This is a genomic window from Streptomyces sp. NPDC001852 (assembly GCF_042891825.1).
GTDB lineage: Bacteria > Actinomycetota > Actinomycetes > Streptomycetales > Streptomycetaceae > Streptomyces.
Genome location: NZ_JBIATN010000013.1, coordinates 257248 through 279456 on the forward strand (window position 1 = coordinate 257248; position 22209 = coordinate 279456).

Annotated in this window: 21 protein-coding genes and 1 pseudogene; 6 read left to right on the plus strand and 16 right to left on the minus strand. The window is 69.4% G+C overall.

Annotated features, from left to right (window positions below):
- Positions 1-1404: an RICIN domain-containing protein gene (locus ACFYZB_RS23865; protein ID WP_388761992.1), complete on the plus strand. Its 1404-nt coding sequence runs from the start codon at positions 1-3 to the stop codon at positions 1402-1404.
- A 532-nt stretch (positions 1405-1936) separates the two neighbouring features.
- On the opposite strand, the gene dctA is transcribed toward ACFYZB_RS23865, so the two are convergent.
- Positions 1937-3352: a C4-dicarboxylate transporter DctA gene (gene dctA / locus ACFYZB_RS23870; RefSeq protein ID WP_388761995.1), complete on the minus strand. Its 1416-nt coding sequence runs from the start codon at positions 3350-3352 to the stop codon at positions 1937-1939.
- Positions 3349-4467: a PrpF domain-containing protein gene (locus tag ACFYZB_RS23875; protein ID WP_388761997.1), complete on the minus strand. Its 1119-nt coding sequence runs from the start codon at positions 4465-4467 to the stop codon at positions 3349-3351. The genes dctA and ACFYZB_RS23875 overlap by 4 nt, the downstream gene beginning before the upstream one ends.
- A 146-nt stretch (positions 4468-4613) precedes the next feature.
- On the opposite strand from ACFYZB_RS23875, the gene ACFYZB_RS23880 reads away from it, so the two are divergent.
- The gene (locus ACFYZB_RS23880; protein WP_351207613.1) at positions 4614-5519 is read left to right on the plus strand and encodes a LysR family transcriptional regulator; all 906 of its coding nucleotides are present in this window, start codon (positions 4614-4616) and stop codon (positions 5517-5519) included.
- A gap of 212 nt (positions 5520-5731) precedes the next feature.
- Here the strand turns inward: ACFYZB_RS23880 and ACFYZB_RS23885 are convergent.
- The 13 genes and pseudogenes from ACFYZB_RS23885 to ACFYZB_RS23945 form a co-directional block, all read right to left on the minus strand.
- Positions 5732-6007: pseudogene (locus tag ACFYZB_RS23885) on the minus strand (transposase); the annotation flags it as partial.
- A 118-nt stretch (positions 6008-6125) separates the two neighbouring features.
- Complete coding sequence (locus tag ACFYZB_RS23890; protein WP_388762000.1) at positions 6126-6497, minus strand: YybH family protein; 372 nt, start codon at positions 6495-6497, stop codon at positions 6126-6128.
- 110 nt (positions 6498-6607) lie between these two features.
- Positions 6608-6910 carry a muconolactone Delta-isomerase family protein gene (locus ACFYZB_RS23895; protein WP_388762002.1) on the minus strand — a complete coding sequence of 101 codons (303 nt, stop codon included), beginning with the start codon at positions 6908-6910 and terminating at the stop codon, positions 6608-6610.
- Positions 6911-7024: 114 nt separating this feature from the next.
- The gene (wrbA, locus tag ACFYZB_RS23900) at positions 7025-7636 is read right to left on the minus strand and encodes an NAD(P)H:quinone oxidoreductase (RefSeq protein WP_388762004.1); all 612 of its coding nucleotides are present in this window, start codon (positions 7634-7636) and stop codon (positions 7025-7027) included.
- Between the two features lie 176 nt (positions 7637-7812).
- Positions 7813-8466, minus strand: coding sequence for a DsbA family protein (locus tag ACFYZB_RS23905; RefSeq protein WP_388762007.1), 654 nt, complete (start codon positions 8464-8466; stop codon positions 7813-7815).
- Positions 8467-8678: 212 nt separating this feature from the next.
- Complete coding sequence (locus ACFYZB_RS23910; protein WP_388762010.1) at positions 8679-9092, minus strand: VOC family protein; 414 nt, start codon at positions 9090-9092, stop codon at positions 8679-8681.
- 95 nt (positions 9093-9187) lie between these two features.
- Positions 9188-9775 carry a hypothetical protein gene (locus ACFYZB_RS23915; RefSeq protein WP_388762013.1) on the minus strand — a complete coding sequence of 196 codons (588 nt, stop codon included), beginning with the start codon at positions 9773-9775 and terminating at the stop codon, positions 9188-9190.
- The gene (locus ACFYZB_RS23920) at positions 9772-10593 is read right to left on the minus strand and encodes an MmgE/PrpD family protein (RefSeq protein WP_388762015.1); all 822 of its coding nucleotides are present in this window, start codon (positions 10591-10593) and stop codon (positions 9772-9774) included. The genes ACFYZB_RS23915 and ACFYZB_RS23920 overlap by 4 nt, the downstream gene beginning before the upstream one ends.
- Entirely contained in the window at positions 10590-10826 is a 237-nt protein-coding gene (locus tag ACFYZB_RS23925; RefSeq protein WP_388762019.1) for a 4-oxalocrotonate tautomerase family protein, read from the minus strand. Before ACFYZB_RS23925 ends, ACFYZB_RS23920 begins: the two co-directional genes overlap by 4 nt.
- Before the next feature lie 166 nt (positions 10827-10992).
- Positions 10993-12177: a YbfB/YjiJ family MFS transporter gene (locus ACFYZB_RS23930; RefSeq protein ID WP_388762090.1), complete on the minus strand. Its 1185-nt coding sequence runs from the start codon at positions 12175-12177 to the stop codon at positions 10993-10995.
- Positions 12178-12367: 190 nt separating this feature from the next.
- Entirely contained in the window at positions 12368-13240 is an 873-nt protein-coding gene (locus ACFYZB_RS23935) for an MBL fold metallo-hydrolase (RefSeq protein WP_388762022.1), read from the minus strand.
- A gap of 170 nt (positions 13241-13410) precedes the next feature.
- Positions 13411-14334: a LysR family transcriptional regulator gene (locus ACFYZB_RS23940; RefSeq protein ID WP_388762025.1), complete on the minus strand. Its 924-nt coding sequence runs from the start codon at positions 14332-14334 to the stop codon at positions 13411-13413.
- Positions 14335-14636: 302 nt separating this feature from the next.
- Entirely contained in the window at positions 14637-15668 is a 1032-nt protein-coding gene (locus tag ACFYZB_RS23945; protein ID WP_388762028.1) for an NAD(P)H-dependent flavin oxidoreductase, read from the minus strand.
- 411 nt (positions 15669-16079) lie between these two features.
- Here ACFYZB_RS23945 and ACFYZB_RS23950 point away from each other — a divergent pair, with 411 nt between their 5' ends.
- The 4 genes from ACFYZB_RS23950 (at position 16080) to ACFYZB_RS23965 (ending at position 21146) form a co-directional block, all read left to right on the plus strand.
- Positions 16080-16793, plus strand: coding sequence for an SDR family NAD(P)-dependent oxidoreductase (locus ACFYZB_RS23950; protein ID WP_388762031.1), 714 nt, complete (start codon positions 16080-16082; stop codon positions 16791-16793).
- 79 nt (positions 16794-16872) lie between these two features.
- Entirely contained in the window at positions 16873-17493 is a 621-nt protein-coding gene (locus tag ACFYZB_RS23955; protein WP_388762034.1) for a TetR/AcrR family transcriptional regulator, read from the plus strand.
- 411 nt (positions 17494-17904) lie between these two features.
- A complete protein-coding gene (locus tag ACFYZB_RS23960) occupies positions 17905-18618 on the plus strand; it encodes an SDR family NAD(P)-dependent oxidoreductase (RefSeq protein ID WP_388762037.1) in 714 nt (237 codons plus the stop codon).
- A gap of 11 nt (positions 18619-18629) precedes the next feature.
- Entirely contained in the window at positions 18630-21146 is a 2517-nt protein-coding gene (locus ACFYZB_RS23965) for a SpoIIE family protein phosphatase (RefSeq protein WP_388762040.1), read from the plus strand.
- 75 nt (positions 21147-21221) lie between these two features.
- On the opposite strand, the gene ACFYZB_RS23970 is transcribed toward ACFYZB_RS23965, so the two are convergent.
- A complete protein-coding gene (locus tag ACFYZB_RS23970) occupies positions 21222-21911 on the minus strand; it encodes a type 1 glutamine amidotransferase domain-containing protein (protein ID WP_388762043.1) in 690 nt (229 codons plus the stop codon).
- Between the last annotated feature and the right edge of the window lie 298 nt (positions 21912-22209).

The window sequence follows — 22209 nt, forward strand, 5'->3', positions numbered from 1 at the left end:
GTGGCGCTCCTGCTTCCGGCGACCGAGGCGCACGCGGCCTCGGTGTCGTTCACCACGGGCGCCGCACGCACCGACCAGAACGGGAACGCGCTCCAACTGCACGGCCTCGGCATCATCAAGGTGGGCAGCACCTGGTACGGCTTCGGGGAGGACAAGACCGGCGAGACGTCGTCGGACACGTCGTTCCAGGACATCCCCTGCTACACCTCGACCGACCTGGCCGACTGGACCTACCGGGGCGTCGCCCTGGCCAGGCAGGGCAGCGGCGACCTGGGGCCGAGCCGCGTCGTGGAGCGACCCAAGGTCATCTACAACGCCTCGACCAGCACCTACGTGATGTACATGCACATCGACAGCACCAACTACTCCGAGGCCAAGGTCGGTGTGGCGACCAGCAGCACCCCCTGCGGCCCCTACACCTACCGGGGAAGCTTCCGGCCGCTGGGCAACCTCAGCCGTGACCTCGGCCTGTTCCAGGACACCGACGGCACCGCCTATCTGCTGAGCGAGGACCGCAACAACGGCCTGCGCATCGACAAGCTGTCCGCCGACTACCTGTCCGTGGACAGCGCTGTGGCGGTGCTCGGCAGCAGCGGCAGCGTCGAGGCGCCCGCCATGGTCAAGGTGGGCGGCACCTACTACGTCTTCGGCTCGCACCTGACGGGCTGGGGCCTCAACGACAACATCAACGCCACCGCCACGTCGCTGGGCGGCCCCTGGTCGTCGTTCCGTGACCTGGCCGCACCCGGCACCCACACCTACGGCAGCCAGACGGCGAACGTCATCACCGTCCAGGGCTCCTCCGGCACCACCTACATCTACGCCGGCGACCGCTGGAACACCTCCGACCTCGGCGCGTCGAAACTGATCTGGCTGCCCCTGACCATCAGGGGAACGACGGTGAACCTCGGCCAGTACCCCACCTGGTCACTCGACACCGCAGCGGGAACCTGGACGGCCGGCAGCGGGATCCCCGCTGAGGGCGTCCACACCCTGAAGAACGTCAACAGCTCCATGCCGATGGACGTGTCGAGCGGCTCCACGGCGAACGGCGCCAAGATCATCCAGTGGCCGTCCACCGGCGGTACCAACCAGCAGTGGACGCTCACGCGGGTGGCGGACAACGTCTTCACGCTCAAGAGCGTGAAGAGCGGCCTGTGCCTGGACGTGCCGAACCAGTCGACCGCCACCGGCCTGCAACTGCAGCAGTGGACCTGCAACGGCGGGACCAACCAAGAATGGTTCCTCGACCTCGTCGGCAGCTACACCGGCAGCACCTACATGCTCGCCGGCGTCGGCAGCGACCTGGACATCGGCGTCACGACCGCCTCGACCACCGGCGGAGCGGCCGTGGACCAGGAATCGGGCACCGGCGCGACGAGCCAGCAGTGGAGTCTCTCCTGACAGGCGGTCAGGTCCGCCGGGCCGGATCAAGTGCCACGTCGGCCACGTGTTCCTGACCCCGCAACGCTTCCACCCGGCCGACGAGTTCGTCATCCGGCACACGGCGGCCAGGTCGTCTCCGTCGAGCAGCACCGGTGCCACTTCGCCGCCGCCCACCGCCTGCCCGTGGGGACCGAGGCCGCGAACTCGTCAGCCTCCTCGGCCACGAGCGCTACGCACAGCCGTGGGAGGCCGTGCTGTACCCCGCGGTGGAGGGGCGGGTGGTCGCCGAGGTGCTCATCGGGCATCCCGGGGCCCGGTTGTACGCTGACGTCACGGCCGAGTCCTCCGGCCTGGCAAGCCACCGCGCCCACCTCACCGGAGCCCCGCACCGACCTGCCCCGTCCTGCTCCTGGCACACCAGTCAGGCTTCCGGCGTGCGTACCAGAAGACCAGACCTTCCCGATCAGCCAGGACGGCGAGTACGACGTCCGGTTGAGACGTGGGCGGGCCGGCCGGAGCATCGGCTCTGGGCCGGCCCGCCCACGCAGTATCAGCTTGCGGCGGGGACGGGGTCGCGAGTTGGTTCGGGCATCGCCTCGGGTGCGGGTGTCTGCTTCGGATCGGGCTCGGCCGGCACTGCGGAGGGAGCGGGGGTGGGGGCGTAGGGGAGCTCGCCGCGCAGGACGGCCTTGGCGCGCTCCTCGTCGAGCTCGCCCTCCCAGCGGGCGACGGCCAGGGTGGCGACTCCGTTGCCGATCAGGCTGGTCAGGGCGCGGGCTTCGGACATGAACCGGTCGACGCCGAAGATCAGCGCGAGGGCGGCGACGGGGACGTGGGGGACGGCGCTGAGGGTGGCGGCCAGGGCGATGAAGCCGGAGCCGGTGACGCCCGCGGCGCCCTTGGAGGTGAGCAGCATGACGGCGAGCATGGCCAGCTGCTGGGTGAGGCTGAGGTGGATGCCGAGGGCCTGGGCGAGGAAGACCGAGCCCATGGTGAGGTAGATGGCGGTGCCGTCGAGGTTGAAGGAGTACCCGGCGGGCAGCGTGATGCCGACGACCGGTTTCGAGGCGCCCGCGTGCTGGAGCTTGGCCATCATGCGCGGCAGGACGGGCTCGGTGGAGGAGGTGCCCAGGACGATCAGCAGCTCTTCCTTGATGTAGCGCAGGAAGGGCAGCAGCCGCAGTCCGTTCAGGCGCATCACGGTCCCGAGGACGACCAGGACGAAGAGGAGGGCGGTCAGCCAGAACGATCCGACCAGCAGCGCCAGGTGGCGCAGGGTGCCCAGGCCGTAGTGGCCGATGGTGAAGGCCATCGAACCGAACGCGCCGATGGGGGCCAGCCGCATGATCCAGCGGATGAGCGTGAACAGGACCGTGGAGAATTTCTCGACGCCCCGGGCGATGCTCAGGCCGGCCTCTCCGCCGGCGTGCAGGCCGAATCCGAACAGCACCGACACCAGCAGCACGGGCAGGATCTCGTTGCCGGTCAGGGCGCTGACCAGGGTGGCCGGGATGGTGGCGAGGAGGAAGGCGGCGAAGCCCTCGTGGGCCGTGGTCGCTTCCGGCGGCAGGGCCTTGGTGGACAGGGTCGAGAGGTCGATGTGCAGACCGCTGCCCGGCTTGACGACGTTGACGACGACCAGGCCGATCACCATGGCCACGGTGGTCAGCACCTCGAAGTAGACCAGGGCCTTCAGGCTCACGCGGCCGACCGCGCGGGCGTTGCCCATGGAGGCGATGCCGTGGACGACCGTGCAGAAGATGATCGGCGCGATGAACATCTTCACCAGTGCGATGAAGCCGTCGCCGAGCGGTTTGAGGTCAGCGCCGACGGACGGCCACAGCCCGCCGACGGCGGCGCCGAGGAGGACGGCGATCAGGCACTGGACGTAGAGGTGGGACAGCATCCGGCGGATGCGGCCCGGTGGTGGGGTGACGGTACCCGGGGCGGCGTCGTTGCGGCTCATGCGGGGCGTCCTTCCAGGACGGGAACGAGGAGTTCGGCTCGGGCGATACGCCGGGCGGCGCGGTGCAGCAGCACCGTGGGGGACGCGCCGTCCGGTGCGGGGACGGCTTGGGTGGTGACCACGCCGGCGGGGGTGCCCAGCCGCAGCGTTCCGTCGGCGGTCTGCCGGGCGACGCGGTGGGCGAGGGTGCCAGGGGTGGCGGCTGCCGTGGCCAGGGCCACGGCGGAGGTCAGGCCGATCGCCGGGTGAGGGGCGTGCATGGAGACCATGCGCACGGCCAGGTCGTACTCGTCCTGGTTGACGAGGATGCCCTGAGTGGTGTGATAAGGGGCGGGCCGGGCGACGATGCCCACCTTCGGCACCGCGTGGCTGATCGGATCGCCCTCGCGGGCCAGGCCCATGGCCAGCGCTGCCTGGCGGCGCAGCAATGTCAGCGCGGGCACTGCGGTGGCGAACGCGGTGAGGGATTCCGTGCCGTCGAGGCCGAAGGCCTTGGCCTCGAACAGCGCGGCCGGAGCGCCGGCGTCCACCAGGGATGCCTCGACAAGGCCGTCCGGGCCGGTCAGCTCGTCCAGCGTCCGGCCGGTCGGCAGAGCGCGTCCGGTCGTCGAGCCCGCCGGGTCCAGAAACCCGAGCAGGACCGGCACGCCCCGTGCCGAGGTACCCGGGACCACGGCCTGGCCCTCCTCCGGGGCCACGCCCGCGGGGGTGGGGATCGTGCCGGTGAGGCGGGCCCCGGTGTTGACGTTGAGCATGCGGACGGTGGTGGTGTCCGACGTGATCGGCACGAGATCGTGGTGGACGGCGTACAGGGCCACGGCGGTGGCGCAGTTGCCGCAGTTGCTGGCCCATTCCACGCGCTCGTCGCCGATACCGACCTGCGCGAAGGCGTACTCGACGTCCACGGCGGCCTGGGTCGACGCCTGTACGACGGCGGCCTTGGAGGTGGTGGACGAGGCGCCGCCCACGCCGTCGATCTGGCGGGGGTCGGCGGCGTTGAAGGCGGCGAGCAGGAGGTCATCGACGTCCACGCCCGTGGCGGCCACGTCGCGGTGGTCGAAGATCCAGCACTTGCTGGTTCCTCCGCGGATCATCTCGCCCTGCAGACGCAGCACAACTGACTCCTCACAGCCATGGAAGGGGAAGGCCACCGACGGTCTCGCCGTGCGTGGTGTCCTCCACGGTGGGTTACGGCAGCGTGAAGTACAATCTCGGAAATCTGCATGGCTATTAAGGTGGAGTGAACGCTGGAGGTGGCGGCATGCTCGACGTACGGCGCATCCTGCTGTTCACGGAGGTCGCCCGGCGTGGCTCGGTGACCGCGACAGCCCGCGCCCTCAACTACACACCGTCAGCGGTATCGCAGCAGATCAGCCGCCTGGAAACGGAGGCAGGCCAGCCCCTGTTGGAACGCCACGCCCGGGGCGTGACCCTCACCGACGCCGGACGGGCGCTGGCCGAACGAGGGCAACGGATCGAACGCGAACTGCAGGCCGCGGAAAACGAACTCGCCGACCACGCCGGTCTGCGCGCGGGCACCCTGCGCATCGGCACCTTCCCCACCGTCGGCGCCTCGCTCCTCCCGCAGGCCGTGATCGCCTTCCGGGACGCTCACCCCGACGTACGGCTGACCGTCCGCAGCGCCCGCATCGCCGGACTCTGGACGATGCTGGAGAACCGGGAGATCGAGATGTCGCTGATGTGGGACTACGACTGGAGCCGAATCGACCGGGAGGACATCGTCGTCACCCCACTGCTCGACGACCCGCCGGCCCTTCTCGTCAGCGACCACCATCCACTCGCCGGCCGCGGCGCCGCCTCACTCGCCGACTTCGCAGACGATCCCTGGATCACCCGCGCCGACCGTCACCCGGTGGGCGAAGCCCTCGTCCGCGGCTGCCGCGCCGTCGGCTTCGAGCCCCATATCGCCTACGAGGCCCACGACTACCAGGAGGCCCAGGCCATGGTCGCCGCCGGTATCGGCGTCGCCCTCGCCCCCACCCTTGCCCTGGAGGGCATCCGGCCCGGCGTCGACGTCCTTCCCCTCCAGCCGCCGGCCCCCGTCCGCCGCATCCTCCTGGTGCGCATGGCCGACCACTCGCTCACCCCCGCCGCCCTGACCTTCGCCGGACTCCTCCGCGACGCCGCCGCGGCCCGAACACCCTGACACCGGCGGCGAACCACGCCCACGGGTCCTGGCACCGTCGCGCTCAGCGCTGGGACCTCGGGCCCCGTACTTCGGTGTCGGGCGTGGGCTACCAATGACAAGCACTCCTGGTCATACGTTGGATTCATGATCCGGAAGGAGCCCGGGATCCGAGGTGAGCGTGGCCAGCGTCGGCTCCGGAAGCGACCAGGCGGAGGGCGCGGTCCTCGACAGTCGATGGGGCCCTCCACGTCGGCATCGGTCTGAACGGCTCGCAGAATCGTGACCCACGTTCCATCCGCCGACCAGCGGCGATGCCGGTCGTATACCGTCTTCCACTTGCCGGACCGAGTCGGCAGATCCCGCCACGGGATGCCGGTCCTCAGCCGGAGCAGGATCCCGTGGATCACCTGACGCTGGTCCTTCCAACGCCCCTCCTGGCCAACGTTCTTCGGCAAACAGGGCCCCAGCCGATCCCCTTCTTCGTTCGGCACGTCACCCCTGGCCACTTCCGGCTGAACCCGGCGGCAGCTTCCGCAGGTCTTCGGCCCGACCGACTATCGTCATCGGCGCTACGCGTGGAGCCGGGAGCGGGTCAGGGTCAGGTCCCGCCGCATCCTCTGCTCGTCACTTCAGCTGCGACACCTGATAGTGGGCGATGAGCCACTGGTCGGCGACACGCCTGAACACCACGCTGAGGGTGACCTTGAGGGTCGGCCGGTCGGTGAAGGAGAAGTCGACGCCCAGGTAGCCGAGCACGACATCCTCGGCCAACTGCCGTGTTTCCAGTACCTGGTAGTCGGCTGCCAGGCCGGGAGGCTGGGAGTCGTAGTACTCGGCGACCCCCTGACGGCCGACGGTGTAGGGATGAAGCCCCTGGAAGATGGCGTCCTCGGTGAAATACGAGGCGACCTCCTGCGGTTCATGTGCGTCGACCGCGGTCTTCCATCGGTCCATGACGCCACGCAGGATCGCTTCCTGCGCTGTTGTGCTGGTCATCAGGGTTTCTCCTCTCATGATGGGGCCTATGCGCGGCACCCGGCGGATCTGAGGTTGCTCCCTGCGGCCGCCTCGGCTGCCGCAGGGAGCACGCGCAGGTGACGGCTCGATCAGTCCGTGTAGCCGGTCGGGCCCGGGTCGTTGGGATGCGACTGCAGGGCGGTGACCACTGCGGTCATCCAGGGCCACAGGGGCAGTGTTCCGAGGACCTTCTCGCGCAGGTCCGCCTCGTCGTCGGCGCGCCACACACCAATGCTGCGGAGTTCGCCCTCTGGGCGCCACAGCCGGACGAGGTGGCCCGTGGAGGCGAGCTCCTTCGCCCGCACGGCCTCGGCTGCGCGACGTCGATCGACTTCGGCGGGGTTGGTGCCCTCGGGCACGGTCGTGGTGAGCTCGACCAGGAACTCTTTCATGGTCCTCTTCCTCTTTCAGTTCGGTGGGAGCGGCTTCCGACAGGGATGGGGTCGGTCCATCGCCGACGGGTGACGAGGTGTGGCGGTGCTAGCCCGGTGCAGGCCGCTTCAGCATCAGGCACTGGCCTTGAGCGCGGCGGCTATCTTGACGGCACGCTCGGCCTGGATGCGGGCGGCGGTGCGGGTGGTGTCGTCGACGGGATTGTTGCCCTGGGCATCGACGTGCGAGGTGCCGTACGGGTTGCCGTCGATGAACTTGGCGGGATCGGTGAAGCCGGGGCTGACGGTGATGCCGCCGAAGTGGTGGATGGAGTTGTAGAGGGCGAGCAGCGTGGATTCCTGGCCGGCGTGAGCTGTGGCGCTGGAGGCGAAGCCGCTGTAGACCTTGTCGGCGAGCTTGCCCTGGGCCCAGAGGCCGCCGAGGGTGTCGATGAACTGCTTGAGCTGGGAGGAGACGTTGCCGAAGCGGGTGGGGGTGCCGAAGAGGACGGCGTCGGCCCACTCGATGTCCTCGGGGGTGGCCTCGGGGATGTCCGCGGTGGCGGCGTGGTGGGCGGCCCAGGCGGGGTTGGAGTCGATGGCCGTCTGAGGGGCGAGCTCGGCGACCTTGAGCAGGCGGACCTCGGCGCCGGCCTTGACACCGGCGTCGCGCAGTTCCTTCGCGATCTCGGCGATGGTGCCGGTGGACGAGTAATAGACGACGGCGAGATGGACAGGGGTGGCCACGAAGGCTCTCCACTTCATGATGGGGGCTCGGTGCATGGTCGATAAGTCGACCGGTCAACTATATTAGTCGACCGGTCGGCTAGTGCAAGTGGTCGGCAGCGATGGCCTGAGGGTGGTGTTGAGGCTGGTCAGCAGCGCCGGCAAGTGCGCGGGCGGATCAGCCGTGCGCGTGTCGTTCAGCTGAAGTCGGGCCCGCTGGTGCGCGTGCGCTTGATCTCGTAGAAACCGGACATGGAGGCAATGGTGAGCACGCCGTCCCACAGCCGGGCGGCGTCCTCGCCCTTGGGAGCGGGGGTCACGACGGGGCCGAAGAAGGCGATGGGGTCGCTGCCCGTGTCCGGACCGGGGACGGCGATGATCGGGCTGCCGACGTCCTGGCCGACCAGGGTGATTCCCCGGCGGTGGGACGCCCGCAGCTCCTCGTCGTAACGGTCCGTGTCGCCGGCGTCGGCCAGCTCCACGGGCAGTCCGGTCTCGCGCAGGGCGGCTTCCAGCGTGGCCCGGTCCTTGGGCTGCTGCCGCAGGTGGTAGCGGGTGCCGAGGGCGGTGTAGAGGGGTTCGAGAACCTCGGGCCCGTGGACGAGGCCGGCCGCGGTCAGGACGCGCACCGGAGCCCATGCCTCGCCCATCAGTACGCGGATGCGCTCGGGCAGTTCGTCCAGCCGGTTCTCGTTCAGGACGGACAGGCTCATGACGTGCCAGGACACCTCGACGGGCCGGGTCCTGGCGACTTCCAGCATCCAGCGGGAAGTCAGCCAGGTCCACGGGCACACGGGGTCGAACCAGAAGTCGACGGGGGTGACGGACGCGGGGGAGGTCGATGCGTGCACGGGAAACTCCAATTACTACTGTGATGCATGTCGTTGGGGGTCAATGCCGGCCGACGGGGGTCGGCGGTCCGGCCGCGGTCAGTAGTCGGTGGAGACCGATGGTCGGGCCATGTGGCTAGGTTGCGGCCAGTCGCGCACGGCGGTGGTGGACGGTTTGCCGACCGCAGGCAGTAGCGCGTCGCGCTGCGGGACCTCTGACGGATGCGGCCTGCTCACTGCCGCGGCTTGGTGGCCCACAACTCCCAGGCGATACCGTCCGGGTCGGCCACGGAGATGAATTCCGCGTGGCCGGCGTCCCGCACAGGTGAATGGGGCACCCCGAGATCGTCCAGGTGCCGGGCCCAGCTGTGCAGAGCGGCCCGGTCGGAGACGCCGAGTGAGACATGGTCGAGCCCGGTGCGGGACGGGTCGAACATGTCGCCGCTGCGTTCCAGGGGCTCGTGGACGGCCAGGACGAGTCCGCTGTCGGCGTGGTGCATGATCTGCCGGGGATGCCCGATGCCGACCGTTCCGGGCCTCACTTCGCCGACGGGCTCGAAGCCGAGTGCGCGTCGGTACCAGTCGACGCTGGCACCCATGTCGCGCACCACGATGGCGATGTGTGCGATCCCGGTGAACGTACTCATGGTGCGTTGTCTTCCTCTCTCTCTTGTTTTCTCTTGTCGTCGGCCGCCGGTCACGGGACGGTCCGAACAGGTTGGGGTACCGGTTCCGGATCGGCTCAGACGAACCGGCGGGAGCGGGGGCGGAGCGGCGCGGGGCCCACTCGTGCGAGCAGAGCCGTCAACTCGGCCGTCGGGTGCGCGTCGAGTTCCTCGACGAGGCTGACGATGTCCTCGCGCAGTGCCGGGTCGGCGTAGGGCTCACTGAGCCAGTGGAACTTCTCGACCTCCCGCTGCCACGACAGGGGCCGAGTGCGGGCACCCTCGAAGTCGGACTGTTCGCGGGACAGCCGGGAGCCATCGCGCAGATCGATGTGTACGCGGACGCGAGTGGTGTCGGGATAGCCGGCGGTCAGCACGTCGTCGGCACGGACCTCAACGCGTCGCAGCAGGTCCTGCACGTCCTCGCCGCGGATGCGGTCCTCCTTCAGCTGGTGCGGTCCCACCTCGCCGTCGATCAGCGCGGCCGCGGTGAGGTACTTCAGGTTGTAGTCCGCCTGTTCCTTGGTCCGCGGTTCGGTCTTGTCGCCGAACGTGCCACCGCCGGCGATGTCGTAAGCCGTCTGGAACACCTCCAGCCGCACCCCGGCGACGTCGCGGTGTTCAACGCCGTGCTCGCGCGCCAGCTCCAGCGCCGTCTCGATCACCGGCTGTCCGTGGATGAGTGAGCAGTACTCTTCAGGTAGGTCTGCTCGGCTACGTCGAGTGACGGGTCGTCGAGGTGCATCTCCACGCTCTGGCCGAAGAGCCGGTGCAGGCCGTTGGGACCTTCGAAGAGCCCCAGCGGGCCGGTGATGCCCCGTCCGGCGAGCGCTGTGGTGAAGACGGCGCGTTGAGCGGTGATGCCCGGTGAGATGCCCTTCCAGTTCGACACTGGCTCGGAGTGGACCGCGGCGAGGGAGACGTTGTCGACCGCCGCGATCGCGATGGCGTGCGCCGTGCGCTGTGCGTCCAGCCCGAGCAGCCGGGAACTCGCCGCGGCGACGGACATGGACAGCTGCAGGGCGTGGTTGAGTCCCCGGGCCATGACCGGGACCTGTGAGCTGAAGCGGCACTGGATCTCGTACGCCAGGGCCAGTGCGAGCAGGAACTCCTCCCCGGTGGCCCGCTGCTGCTCGGCGACGGCGAGCACCGCACCGAAGTTGTCGGCCGGATGGCAGAGCCCTCCAGGGGTGAGGTAGGTGTCGAGCAGGTCGACGTAGCGCACCAGCACCGAATTGATCAGCGTGGCCTGGTCCACCCCGGCACGTCCCCCTCCGATGAGGGTGGCCCCGTCGCTTCGGCCTGCCTGCAGGGTCTGGTCACGGATGGTGTCGATCATCTCCCCGTCGAGCGCCGCGATCGCGCAGCCCAGGGTGTCCAGGACATTGCGCTTGAGCGCCTTGCGCGCGCTGTCGGAGATGTTCGTGCTCGTTGCGGAGACCACGAAGCGGCCGAGTTCCTCGACCAGATAGGAGTCGGTCATTGTCTGCTCCCGGAGCCGTCGACGCCGTTCAGAGCCGCCGGCACAGGCGGTTCAGCGTGATGGATCTTCCCTGCTCTGGACATGCTCGCTTGAGCCATCTCGTGCACGACGACGTTGATGATCGCCGGGTCCGAGCCCACCGCCTCATGGGTCCGGTCGATCACCTCCTGGATGAGTCGCGTCCTGACGTCGTCGGACAGTTGTGTCGGTACGCAGATCTCGATGAAGGGCACGGAGTTTCTCCTTACTGATGGGTTCGCCGGTCGCCGCCCGCACCGCCTGGATCAGGCCCCGGGCCGTGCGCGTTTCTGCTCGTCACTGCGGCCCTCCCGCAGGTTGCAGGAGATGATCGAAATGGTGTGCTCCTTCGTTCGTTTTCTGCGGGCAGATGCTCGGCGGTCACTCGGCCGCCTGGGCTTCGGCGGCGTCCAGGGAGGTGAGTGGGCTACCGGTGGCGGGTTCGGAGCGCCGGACGGGGTGACCCGGCGTCGGCATGTGATGCGGGAATCCGATGCGGAGAACCAGGGCGCCGAGCGCCGCGGCCAGGACGACGACGGAGGCCAGGATCAGAGCCTGGTGGTAGCCGTGGTGGAGCAGGGGGGTCGCGACCAGCGGGCCGAGGATCTGGCCGACTGAATATCCGGCGGTCAGCAGAGCCACGGCGCGGGGGAACCGCAGGTGCGCACCCGCCGCGAGGGCCAGTGTGCTCACGCCTATGAAGGTCGAGCCGAAGAGCACCGCGGAGATCAGTGCTGCCGCGACCCCGCCCACCAGCGCGGGCAGGGCGATGCCCACCGCCTGCACGCCGAGTGCGGCCAGTAGCAGGTCGGGGCGGGACCATCGGCGTCCCAGCCACGCCCACAGTGCGGAGGACGGAACGGCCGCCAGCCCGACCAGCACCCAGGCGCCGCTGCCGATCCAGCCGGGCGAGGTCTGTTCGATGGCCGCGACCAGGAAGGTGCCGGCGATGATGTAGCCGATGCCCTCCAGCGTGTAGGACGCGAACAGGGTGCCGAACCAGCGATGGGTACGCGGCGCGGACGTTCGTATGTGCGTCCCCGACGTGGACGAGGCCGGCTGTGGGGCGGGCTCGGGCCGCAGGCCCCAGGCGCCGAGGGTGAGCGCCGTGGCCAGGGCTGCGGAAGCCCACCAGGCGGCCTGCCAGGTGCCGACCGTGCGCAGCACCAGGACGAGCAGGCCCGACAGGGCGATGCCGGCGCCGACTCCGCCGAACGCCCACCCGGACAGGTGGGCCGGGTGCTCCCGCAGGTGGCTGAGCAGTGAACTGACGGCGATGACGAAGATCAGCGCGCTGAAGACACCCGCGCCCAGCCTGAGCAGCAGCCACACGGTGGTGGAGTGAGTCAGCGGCATCGCGGCCAGGGAGGCGACCAGCGCCAGCAGGCTGCCGCGCAAGACGGCTGCGGAACGCCCCAGCCGCGGCAGGAAGGTCCCGGCGAGGGCTCCGATCAGGTATCCCACGTAGTTGGCGGTGGCCAGGTTCGCCCCCGCCGCGGCCGACAGTCCGGCCTGTGCGTGCATCAGCGGGAGGATCGGGGTGTAGACGAAGCGGCCCACCCCCATGCCGGTTGCCAGCGCGGCAGCGGCCTGGGCGACGTGGACCCAGGGTGCAGAGAGCGTCCCTCCCGGGGCGGAGGTGCCGTCTCGCGACGGTGTTGCGGTCATGCGAAGTCCCTCGACGGTGTTCGGCAGATCAGTCGGAATGGCAGGGGGCTGGTGGTCGCCCTTGGGCAGGTTCGGCGGGTTGCTGCGGTCACGGTGTGCTGTCGGCCCCGTACGTGTCGTCGGGGGGCGGCTTCGAGGCGCTGACATGCAGCCCGATCCGTGGAAGTTCGGTCCGGACGATGCAGTGCTCACCGGTTCCGAGTACGGTCAGACGGTCGCCCATGGCGCATCGGGCGAAGACGGCGCGAAGCGTGTCGGCGCCCTGAGTGAGGAGCTGGGACCCCCCGTGGGGGAGGGGGACGACGCGACGAGCATCGAGGCGCGTGGCCGCTTCCGCGGCCTGGTCGGCGGTCAGCATCGGGTAGCCGTCCCGCGTCGGGGTGCGGGTGGCGTCCACGGGCAGCACGGCGAGGTCGACCGGGCCGAACCGCTCCACCACCGCAGTGAAGATCTCCAGTGACGTGTTGCCCCCGCTGATGTAGACCGTGGGCATGTCCGCACCGGTCAGCGTGAAGCCCGTGGCGCGTGCGGTGACGTGCTCGGAGCCGTCCGGGCCGTACTGAACGGGTACGCCGGTGACCTTGACCCAGCCACCGTCGGGCCGGTCCAGCGTGAGGTGGTACCAGGCAGGCAGCGCGGTGGCGTTCCGCCCCAGGCGGTCGGCGGCCGTCGCGGTGGCGAGCGTCATCGGGACGGTTGCGAACAGGCGGCGTCCGGCGCCGTCGAGGCCATCGGTGTGCCGGTGGTTCGAGAGCAGCACAGCGTGAATCGGCCGGGATTCGTCCGCTACGAGGGGCTGGGCCGCGCCGAAGCCGAACCCGAGGGTGTCGCACGTCGGGTCGGTCAGCAGTCGCAGGCCGGCGATCTCCAGCAGCGCCGTCGGGCCGCCGACCAGCCGCACGGTGACCGACTGCGGTCGGCTCCCAGCGGCCTCGTAGCTCCGGTGCTGTCCGTTTCCCATAGGCCCAGAGTGCGCGCGTCACCTGGGCAGACTCCACGACCGGCTTCCTCGCTGCTGGGAGCCTCAGCCTCATAGGAGTTGGCGTCGAATGTGTGCATCGGCCCACCCTGCGTTCCCGCCGAGCACAGGCCGCGCTCCCAGATCGCGGCCCGGGGCCACTGGGTGAGTACCTACTGCTTGTACGGATCGTCGTCTGGAAGCCAGGCGTCGGAGTCGTGAATGCCGAGGTCACCCAGGCCGTCCGTCAGGGCGTCGACGGTGTTCAGCACGGCGGGGCGCATCTCACTGCGCCGCCACACCAGGGACCAGGTCCAGTAGACCTTCGGCTCGACGACAGGACGGGCTGTCAGTTCGGGCGGGAGCGGGGTGGTCTGGGCCTTCGGTGAGTTGAGGATCGGGCGGCGTGATCGCCGCACGTGGTCGAAGAACGCCGGCCCTGTTATGCCGCCGTCGGAAATGTGCGCCGCGCGGGCGCCGGTGTCGCGGGCGAGCTGCTCGGCGTAGGCATTCCAAGAGGGCCATGTGGTCGCGTCGTCGTCCAGAAGGACAACGACGTCCCGGGCACGTACCTCAGCCGCGTCATGGCCGGTGGAGACCGCGTACAGGCGGTCGGCGCCGATGAGCCGGGAGCTGAGACCCCGTGCTTCCAGGTCCTCCCGGCGGACCCAGCACACCGCGAGGTCGAGGCTGCCGTCCGCGACCCGGGCGGCCTGCGTGTGCGAGGGCGCGACCCAGGCATCGACGTGTACACGCGCCACGGCCGAGGTCCGCGCGGTGAGGTCCGCGGGAAGCCAGCTGACGTAGCCGAGCCGGACCGGCTCCGAGCCGGCGATCCTCGCCGCGCGGTGACGGAGGGCGTCGGCGCTGTCCAGAAGGGCGCGGGCATCCGGGAGGAGCGCCGCTCCGGCCGGTGTGAGGCTGACCGAGCGACGGTCCCGGTCGAACAGCCGTACCCCGAGGTCGCGTTCCAGCGCCTTGATCTGTTGGGACAAGGACGGACCGGCGATCAGGAGTCGGCTCGCGGCGCGGCCGAAGTTCAGCTCCTCGGCGACCGCGAGGAAGTACCGCAACTGGCGCAATTCCACGTCGGCCATGCTACGCGGGTGAGAGGCCCGACCTGCTGGCACGGGATGGATCCTTGCCCTTCGCCCATGGGCGCGGCTGTCGGCGCCGTTGCGCCGGACATCCTGCGGTGCGCCCCCACCAGCCGGTCGCCGGCTGCATCGGGACCACGCTCACCGACGACGTCTTCGGCGTCCCACGGCCCTCGTGCCGACCGGAAGGGCCACCTCGGAGCGACAGCCGCCGCGCGATCCGCTGACCGAGTTCCTCCGCCTCGGCCTGCCCGAAAGCAATCACCGGTCGCCCCACTGAGCCACGCAGAGGGCCGTGTCTTTCACGCCCGCGAGCCCAACCGGTGCAGGATGCGCGCGGCGGGCTCCGCCGTTGCGTGGCGGTAGCCCGTTCCAGCCCACAGATTGATCCGCTCGGGATCGTTCGCCGCTGCTGCGGCCCTGCGCATCGGGCTCGTCAAGTGGTGCAGGGCGGGGTAACCATCCGGGGCGAGGCCGCTGTAGCGGTCGGTGAATGCGTTGCGCAGCGCTCGCGCCGGGCGGCCGGTGAATGCCCGCGTCACCACAGTCTGACGGTGTGCCGGGTCGGCGAGCGCGGCCCGGTAGGGGGCCGAGGTGCCGGCTTCGTCGGCACGCAACAGGACGGTGCCCACCATGACCGCCACGGCCCCGGCCGCAAGCGCTTCGGCCACGGTGTCCGGTGTGGCAATGCCACCTGCGGCGACAAGGGGCACGGACACCTCCCTCCGAACCGCCTTCAGCAGGTCGGGCAGGCGCACATCGGGGGGCGTGCGCTGCGGGGTCCACGTGCCCGAGTGGCCTCCCGCGGTTGAAGCCTGTACGGCGAGTACGTCGACGCCTGCTTCCGCGGCCGTTCTCGCTTCCTCCGGTGAGGTGACCGTCTGGATCACCAGCGTTCCGGCCGCGCGAAAGGCCGCGACGACGGCCGGTTCCGGGATACCGAAGGTGAAGCTGACGACCGGTACGGGGGAGGAGAGCAGAAGATCGATCTTGTCAGTCCAATGATCGTCATCCTCCACGATCCGGGTCTCGGCCGTGTCGAGACCGTATGCCCGGGCCTCCGGCGCGATCGTGCGGGCGAAGGCGCGGAAGGCTCCCGGATCCACCGGCACGGGTCGGGGAGCGAACACGTTGACCCCGAAGTCCACGCCCGCCGCACGAACGCGGGCGATCTGCTCACCCAGGGCCTCCGCTGTCTTGTACCCACCGGCGAGGAAGCCGAGGCTGCCTGCACCGGCCGCCGTGATGACCAGTTCTGGCGTAGTGGGACCACCTGCCATCGGCGCCGCCAGAACCGGTACCTCGACCCCGAGATCAGTGAGCGGCGAAGCCATCAGAAGTCTCCTTCCCAGGAATATCGAGACGGTTGCCGTAGCCCGGCGGCCGTGGCCGGTCGGCGCGCCGGCCCGGAGGGCCTGGGCAGACCGGCGCCGGCCGAAGTCGGCGGGGCGGCTCCGTCGGGAGAGGCGGTGGTGATCCCGGCCAGGAACTCCCGCGTGCCCCGCTGCCTCTCCGTGCCGGTCGCCCGTCGGATGCCCACGGCCTCACCGTGCGCCGCTCCCACCGCTCTTTCCATGACGTGCTTTCTCTCACCTGGTAGGTGCGGCCTCCCACCGCAGGTGGTGGGCCTGTTGCGGGGGTGCGCTGCCGGAAGCGCCCCGGAACATGGTCGACCGGTCGACTAGTTCTCTCTGGTGACCGGCTGACAGCGTCGGTTCGCACAATCACTCACAAAGAAGGTCATCATGAGCATTCCCGGCAAGAAGGTTGCCGTCATCACCGGTGCGTCGCAGGGCATCGGTGCCGGCCTGGTGGACGCCTACCGCAAGCTCGGCTACGCGGTCGTCGCCACCTCTCGCGGCATCGCTGCCTCCTCGGATCCGGAGATCCTCACCGTTCCGGGTGACATCGCCGACCCTGCCACCGCCGAGCGTGTCGTCGCCGCCGGGCTTGAGCGCTTCGGCCGCATCGACACCCTGGTCAACAACGCCGGCATCTTCATCGCCAAGCCGTTCACCGAGTACACGCAGGAGGACTACGACGCGGTCACCGGCGTCAACCTGAGCGGGTTCTTCCGCATCACTCAGCTCGGCGTTGAGCAGATGCTCCGCCAGGGTGGCGGGCACGTCGTCCAGATCACCACCAGCCTGGTCGACCACGCCAGTTCCGCGGTGCCCTCGGTGCTGGCCTCGCTGACCAAGGGTGGCCTGCAGTCCGCCACCAAGGCGCTGGCCATCGAGTACGCCTCCCGAGGCGTCCGCAGCAACGCGGTCGCCCTGGGCGTGATCAAGACCCCCATGCACCCGGAGGCGTTCCACGAGACGCTCGCCGCTCTCCACCCCGTCGGGCGGATGGGCGAGGTCAGCGACATCGTCGACGCGGTCGTCTACCTGGAGAACGCGCCCTTCGTCACCGGCGAGATCCTCCACGTCGACGGCGGCCAGAGCGCCGGCCACTGATCCGTCGCCCCCGGGCGGTGTGTCAGACGCCCGGGGGCCACGATGGCTCGCCATAGACGACCGGTCGTACACTTGCGGCATGGGACGTACCAGTGATGCGAGGGAGAAGATCCTCACCGCCGCGCAGTCGCTCATCGAGCTGCGCGGCTACTCCGCGCTGGGCGTGGCCGAGATCTGCAAGGCCGCCGGCGTGCCCAAGGGGAGCTTCTACTACTTCTTCGAGTCCAAGGAGGCTCTCGCTCTGGCGGTGCTCGACGAGCACTGGGAGACCCAGCGCGGTGACTGGGGTCGGGCCCTGCAGGACGACGTGGCGCCGCTGTCGCGGCTGCGCCGGCTGTTCGAGGAGACCGAGGCGGGCCTCCGCGCGGGTCAGCAGAGCTGCGGGACCGTCTCCGGATGCATGTTCGGCAACCTCACCCTGGAGCTGAGCAACCAGACCGAACCCATCCGCGAGCGCCTGCAGCAGATCTTCGACGCCCAGGTGGAGATGGTCGAGAAGGTCGTCGCCGAAGCCCGGGAGCGCGGGGAGATCACCGTCGGCGACACCTGGGAGGCCGCGCGGTCGGTCGTCGCCCAGCTCGAGGGCCAGGTGCTGTTCGCCAAGCTCTACAACAACACCCAGCATCTCCAAGCCCTCTGGGAGAACTGTCTGTCGCTGTTGTCCGCACGCCGAACGGACACGACGGCCGTCAACTCCTGACCAGCCCCGTCCCCGACCCCGTGCCCGCGGGCATGTGCAGACCATGCGCCGATCTGTTGCCGCATGCACCGCAAGGCTGTTTGAGTCTTCATTCCCGCGCCGGGATGTGCTGAGCAGCTCGCCGGTGACGGCCGCGCACCGCGCGACCACCCCGGAAACCCCTCCCGGAATCGCCCAATCCCTGGTGACTGCGGGGCATTGGCAAAGCTGGTGCCCGCCTGCGCGGTGGCATTCATGAGCGATTTCCGGTCAATATGTCCTTGTTCACGCAGTTTCAGCGTGCGTGTGCCAGGGAGGTGGGGTGCAGCCAGCAGGGCCGGACGCCCGGACTCATCCATGAACTTGTCGACCGGTTGTCTAGTCGGAAGGTTGGCGTCGTCACGGTGGCCGGTTCCGATCGGAAGGACAACCATGAGCAGTCCCAGCCGCAAGGTCGCCGTCATCACCGGTGCGTCGCAGGGCATCGGTGCCGGCCTGGTGGACGCCCACCGCAAGCTCGGCTATGCCGTCGTCGCCACCTCTCGTGGCATCGCCCCTTCCTCGGACTCCGAGGTCCTCACCGTTCAGGGTGACATCGCCGACCCTGCCACCGCCGAGCGTGTCGTCGCCGCCGGGCTTGAGCGCTTCGGCCGCATCGACACCCTGGTCAACAACGCCGGCATCTTCATCGGCAAGCCCTTCACCGAGTACACGCAGGAGGACTACGACACGGTCACCGCCGTCAACATGGCCGGGTTCTTCCGTATCACTCAGCTCGGCGTTGAGCAGATGCTCCGCCAGGGTGGCGGGCACGTCGTCCAGATCACCACCAGCCTGGTCGACCACGCCAGTTCCGCGGTTCCCTCGGTGCTGGCCTCGCTGACCAAGGGTGGCCTGCAGTCCGCCACCAAGGCGCTGGCCATCGAGTACGCCTCCCGAGGCGTCCGCAGCAACGCGGTCGCCCTGGGTGTCATCAAGACGCCGATGCACTCGGACGACTCTCCTGAGACGCTCGCCGCCCTTCACCCGCTCGGGCGGATGGGCGAGGTCAGCGACATCGTCGACGCGGTCGTCTACCTGGAGAACGCGCCCTTCGTCACCGGCGAGATCCTCCACGTCGACGGCGGCCAGAGCGCCGGCCACTGAGCGGGGCGACGGTGACGGCCGAGCCCGTCCACGGCGCTCGATCCACCAAAGGGATGAGGGAGGGGGTGCCCTTCCATGAAATGGGCAGAAACGGCCGAAGCTCACACCTTCCGGCAAGCTGGTTGACGGAGGTGGTCGCCGTGGCACGCGATGCTCCGCTGATGGTCATGGACGGTGGGGGAGTCGTGGTGGAGTGGAGCCGCCAGGCGGAGGAACTGCTGGGTCGTAGCGCGGGCGAGGTAGTGGGGCGGCCCGCAACAAGCCTGGTCAGGCCCGTCCCAGCTGCTTCCGGCCACTCTTTGGGAGACGACCGGGTAGCCCTGTGTCACCGAAGTGGTCGCGTGGTCGCCGTCGATCTGCGGATGCGGCCACTGCTCCGCGAAGACGGCTCTGTCGCGTGGGCCGTGTTCCAGGATGCAGCGGACGACCACAAGACGTCCGGCATGGGCACGGCAGTGCTCGAAGCCCTCTTCAGGCAGGCACCCTTCGCTCTCTACGTCCTGGATCCGACGCTTCGGATCGCGGCATGCAACGCAGCCGCACAAGTGATGTGCCAAGCGGTGCCGGAGCAGATCGTTGGGCGCCGCCTCAGCGACGTGTACGACTTCCCCGACCCGGAGGACGTGCAGAACATCCTGCGCGGCGTACGGGAGAGCGGCGTGTCGTCATCGGAGCATGTGGTGTGCTTCCACGCCAGGAACACCTCCGAGGTGGGGTGTACGGCCCGTGTTTCGGCGTTCCGGCTGGAGGACCGACAGGGGACGGTCCAGGGAGTCGCCGTGCTGGCGGTCGATGTCACTCAACGTGAACAGGCGCGGGCCCGTTCACGTATCGTCCACGCGGTGCGGGAGCGAGTGGGTCGGAGCCTCGATCTGGTCACCACCTGCCAGGATTTGGCCGCGCTGGTGCCGGGCTTCGCCGACGTGGCGGTGGTGGAAGTCGTGGACGTTCTCATGCGCGGTCAGGACCCGCCGCCCGGGCCTGTCGGCCGGGACGTTCCGCTCCGTCGTGCTGCTTTCCGGTACAGCGGCGGCGAACAAGAGGTGCAAGCCCACCCGATCGGAGACGTGCGCGGCCTGCCGTACTCGTCCCCCTACGCACGGACGCTGACCGACCTCAAGCCCCGCGTCGTCGCGCTGGACGGCGAGCCGTCGTGGCTGGTGGCCGATCCCGAACGCGCCCGAGCTATCCAGGCGTCGGGGGCCCGGACGCTCCTTGCCGCTCCTCTGACCTTGCGAGGCATGGTGCTGGGGCTGCTGAGTCTGTACCGGACGAAGCGAGGCGACTGTTTCGAGGAGGACGAGGTCGCTCTGGCCATGGAAGTGGCGGCTCACACGGCGGTGTGTCTCGACAATGCCCGTCGGTTCGTCCGCGAGCACACCACCGCCGCGACCATTCAGCGGTATCTGCTGGCTCCGTGTCAGGCTTCACGAACCGGTGTCCAAACCGCCCATCTGCTCGTGCCGGGCAATCAAGGAGCAGGCGGCTGCTTCGATGCCCTGTCCCTGCCCGGCGCCCGTACCGCGCTGGTGGTCGGCGAAGTCGCCGGACAGCGCATCCACGCCGCAGCGACCATGGGGCAAGTACGCACGGCCGTGCAAACGCTGGTCGCCCTCGATCTGGAGCCCGACGAGCTCCTGGCGCGTCTCAACGACACCGCCACACGCCTGGCCCGTGAGCGAGCCGCGCTGCCCGCTGACGACCCACTGCGCCGGCAGCCGCTGACCGCCACATGCGTGTACGCGGTCTACGACCCGCTCAACGGGACCTGCACCATCGCCCGGGCCGATCATCCCCCGCCCGTCCTCGTCCACCCCGACGGCACTACGGAGATCGTCGACCTGCCCAACGGGCCTCCGCTGGGCAGCGCAGACGGAGCGCCGTTCGCCAAGACAACCGTGTCACTCGCGGAGGGGAGCGTCCTCGCCTTCTACACCACCTCGCTCGTGTCCGCTCTTTCGTTCGACGGGCCGGCCGACCTGGACTCTCTGCGCCGGCTGTTGGTCCGCGGCCGGCGGCCCCTGCAGGACATCTGCCACGACGCTGCCAACCGGCTGGGTGACAATGCCCCCGCCGGCGATGCGGTCCTCCTCCTCGTCCGCACCGGCGGCTTCCCCGCCGACCGGGTCGCCACCTGGGACTTGGACAACCGGCCAGAAGCCGTGGGCCAGGCTCGGGCGGGCACCCGACGTCGGCTCGCCACGTGGGGAGTCGACGACGAGACCGCGTATTCAACCGAATTGATCGTCAGCGAGTTGGTGACCAACGCGATCCGTTACGGGGCCCCACCCGTGCAACTGCGCCTGATCAAAGACCGCACCCTGACGTGCGAGGTCCACGACAGCAGCCCCTCCGCACCACACCTGCGCCACGCCCGAACGGTGGACGAGGGGGGACGCGGCCTGTTCATCTCCGCGCAACTCAGCGAGGACTGGGGCGTCCGCTACACCTCCGACACCGGCGGCAAGACCGTGTGGGCCGAACAGGTGCTTCCGGCGACCGAGACCGCCTCACACGATGCTGACTGACATCCCCACCCCTCCTCCGCCGAGACATACAGGCCGGGGCGGGACGCGGAGGTTTCGGCGCCCCGCCGTCAACCGTCAAAGGACTTTGAGCAGTCGTTCGGCCAAGACAGCTGCAGAAGCAGGGTTTTGCCCGGTGAACAGAGTCCGGTCGACCACCGTGTAGGGCTGCCACATCTCACCCTTGGTGAAGTCGACGCCCAGGTCGATGAGCTCGTCCTCCAGCAGCCAGCGGGCCTTCGGACCCAGCCCGACGGCGTTCTCTTCTTCGTTGGTGAACGCGGTGACCCGGTAGCCGGCGAAGGGCGATACACCATGGATCCTCGTCGCCAGCATCGCGGCCGGTGCATGGCAGACGATGGCGAGTGGTTTGCCGGAGGCGAGGGCCGCGGTCAGCAACCGTCCGGCGTCCGCGTCGACACACAGGTCTTCCATGGGGCCGTGGCCGCCCGGGAAGTAGACGGCGTCGTAGTCCTCCAGGCGGGCGTCCGCCAAGTGGATCGGCCGCCGCATCACCTCCGCGGACCGGATGATCGCCTCCAGATCGAGAGCGGTCTGGGCACTGCCTGCCATCTCGGGACGCAGGCTCATCATGTCCACGGTCGGCACGACGCCGTTGGGGGTGGCGACCACGACCTGGTGGCCGGCCTCGGTGAGCGCCTTGTAAGGGGCCGCGAACTCTTCGGCCCAGTAACCCGTCGCGTGCCTGGTGCCGTCCTTGAGCGTCCAGTACGCCGCCCCGGTCATCACGAAGAGCAGCTTCGCCATCGGATGATCGCCTCCTCGTCCGAGTCTGTTGCGGTTGGCGCAGAGCGTGATCCACGGCGCCCTGCTGTGCCCGGCGGCTGCCTCAACCTTCCTTGGCTGTAAGCCGCTTGGAGTATCAGAGGGTCTCCAGAAGCCGGAGTCACGCCGATGGCGGGCGGCGACTCATCGACCGCCGGGCTCCGGAACGAGCAACCCCTCGCCAGTTCGAGTCATCCGAGTCGGCGCCGAGTCGCCTGGTCCACTCTCCCTTGAGGAGGCGCGCGCAGAGCGGCCAATCGGTTTCTCTCCCGTCAGATGC

Excerpts from the sequence above, each read along its gene's own strand:
- dctA (WP_388761995.1), bottom strand. The coding sequence starts at position 3,352 with ATGAGCCGCAACGACGCCGCCCCGGGTACCGTCACCCCACCACCGGGC.
- ACFYZB_RS23880 (WP_351207613.1), top strand. The coding sequence starts at position 4,614 with ATGCTCGACGTACGGCGCATCCTGCTGTTCACGGAGGTCGCCCGGCGT.
- ACFYZB_RS23890 (WP_388762000.1), bottom strand. The coding sequence starts at position 6,497 with ATGACCAGCACAACAGCGCAGGAAGCGATCCTGCGTGGCGTCATGGAC.
- ACFYZB_RS23895 (WP_388762002.1), bottom strand. The coding sequence starts at position 6,910 with ATGAAAGAGTTCCTGGTCGAGCTCACCACGACCGTGCCCGAGGGCACC.
- ACFYZB_RS23910 (WP_388762010.1), bottom strand. The coding sequence starts at position 9,092 with ATGAGTACGTTCACCGGGATCGCACACATCGCCATCGTGGTGCGCGAC.
- ACFYZB_RS23920 (WP_388762015.1), bottom strand. The coding sequence starts at position 10,593 with ATGACCGACTCCTATCTGGTCGAGGAACTCGGCCGCTTCGTGGTCTCC.
- ACFYZB_RS23930 (WP_388762090.1), bottom strand. The coding sequence starts at position 12,177 with ATGGGGGTGGGCCGCTTCGTCTACACCCCGATCCTCCCGCTGATGCAC.
- ACFYZB_RS23935 (WP_388762022.1), bottom strand. The coding sequence starts at position 13,240 with ATGGGAAACGGACAGCACCGGAGCTACGAGGCCGCTGGGAGCCGACCG.
- ACFYZB_RS23940 (WP_388762025.1), bottom strand. The coding sequence starts at position 14,334 with ATGGCCGACGTGGAATTGCGCCAGTTGCGGTACTTCCTCGCGGTCGCC.
- ACFYZB_RS23945 (WP_388762028.1), bottom strand. The coding sequence starts at position 15,668 with ATGGCTTCGCCGCTCACTGATCTCGGGGTCGAGGTACCGGTTCTGGCG.
- ACFYZB_RS23950 (WP_388762031.1), top strand. The coding sequence starts at position 16,080 with ATGAGCATTCCCGGCAAGAAGGTTGCCGTCATCACCGGTGCGTCGCAG.
- ACFYZB_RS23955 (WP_388762034.1), top strand. The coding sequence starts at position 16,873 with ATGGGACGTACCAGTGATGCGAGGGAGAAGATCCTCACCGCCGCGCAG.
- ACFYZB_RS23960 (WP_388762037.1), top strand. The coding sequence starts at position 17,905 with ATGAGCAGTCCCAGCCGCAAGGTCGCCGTCATCACCGGTGCGTCGCAG.
- ACFYZB_RS23970 (WP_388762043.1), bottom strand. The coding sequence starts at position 21,911 with ATGGCGAAGCTGCTCTTCGTGATGACCGGGGCGGCGTACTGGACGCTC.